The sequence below is a fragment of the Mesorhizobium sp. M4A.F.Ca.ET.050.02.1.1 genome, from assembly GCF_003997725.1.
In the GTDB taxonomy this organism is placed as follows: Bacteria; Pseudomonadota; Alphaproteobacteria; order Rhizobiales; family Rhizobiaceae; genus Mesorhizobium.
The window spans coordinates 1-900 of record NZ_RZSG01001291.1; the positions used below are offsets into that span (position 1 = coordinate 1).

At 58.4% G+C, this 900-nt stretch carries 1 protein-coding gene; it reads right to left on the reverse strand.

The annotated features are described in order from the left end of the window. On the reverse strand, window positions 1-900 hold a 900-nt coding region (locus EOA33_RS37000; protein ID WP_145989564.1), incomplete at both ends, for a Glu/Leu/Phe/Val dehydrogenase.

A 900-nucleotide genomic window follows, 5' to 3' on the forward strand; every position in this document is an offset into this window, starting at 1 on the left:
GGATAATTACTCCTCGGGAGCGCAGTATCTTGTCTGCTTCGAACGTAACGGGACCGTTGGCCGCTTCCACGACCAGGTGCGCATTGATGCACTCTACGTTCTCTAAATTGATTGCATTTTCCATCGCCGCTGGGATGAGGACGTCGCACGGTTTCTCAATGCCGGTCATATCACCCGGATGTGACTTGCCGCCCTCAAAGCCGAGGATGCTACCGGTGCGTAGTTGGTGTTGCTTTAGTGCTTCGATGCGTAGGCCGTCTGGATTCGCGACGTAGCCGTCCCGTTCGGCGACGAATGTAACGCGAGCACCGTCGTCTTCGGAAAGGAATTTGGCGGCGTGATAGCCAACGTTGCCGAAGCCTTGCACGATCACAGACGCATCGGTGAGATCGCGCATGCCTTTTAGGCCCGCTGTGCGAGTATCACGCAGATAGCTTTGGATGGCGAACTGCACGCCTCTGCCTGTCGCCTCAGTGCGGCCTGCGATCCCGCCCTTCGAGAGCGGCTTCCCTGTCACGCAAGCTCGTGCATTGACGACATCGGTAGGATTGGCACGGCGGAACTCGTCCACCATCCAGGCCATTTCACGTTCGCCCGTACCGACATCGGGGGCAGGGACATTGAGACCTGGACCGATCAACCCCCGTTTGTTGAGTTCCTGCGTGAACCGACGAGTAATACGCTCGAGCTCCTGGGCGGTCCACTCACGCGGGTCGATCTTGAGAGCACCTTTCGAGCCTCCGAACGGCACGTCGACTAGCGAGCATTTTAGGGTCATCAGAGCTGCGAGTGCTTCAACCTCGTCGGCATCGGCATTCGGCACATAGCGGATGCCGCCCTTGACGGGCTCGCAGTGCTCGCTATGAACCGATCGCCAACCGATAAAGCTGTACATACGCC